General features: G+C 49.5%; 1 protein-coding gene. It reads left to right on the top strand.

The features are described from left to right. Window positions 1–321, top strand: a 321-nt coding sequence (locus tag P0G09_RS16895) for a GTP-binding protein (protein ID WP_275253244.1), incomplete at both ends; no start/stop codon positions are given.

The following is a 321-nucleotide window of genomic DNA, read 5'->3' as shown; positions in this document are numbered from 1 at the left end:
TGCGATTGACACTCATTTCAAGGCTGATGGTCGTGAGTTTACGATGGTTGACACGGCTGGGATCAAGAAAAAAGGCAAGCTTTATGAAAATACCGAACGCTATGCTCTGATGCGCTCGATGCGGGCGATTGATGGCAGTGACGTGGTATTGGTCGTTTTAAACGCCGAAGAGGGCATTCGCGAGCTGGACAAGCATATTGCCGGCTACGCGCATGAGGCTGGTAAGGGGATCATTATCGTAGTCAACAAATGGGATACGATTCCAGATCGCGACCAGCGCACGATGATTGACTTTACCAATCTGATTCGCCAAGAGTTCCA

The sequence above is a fragment of the Faecalibacterium sp. DFI.5.82 genome, assembly GCF_029076575.1.
GTDB classification, from domain to species: domain Bacteria; phylum Bacillota; class Clostridia; order Oscillospirales; family Ruminococcaceae; genus Faecalibacterium; species Faecalibacterium duncaniae.
The sequence above is the reverse complement of the archived record's forward strand: the minus strand, read 5'-3'. Positions and strand labels throughout refer to the sequence as shown.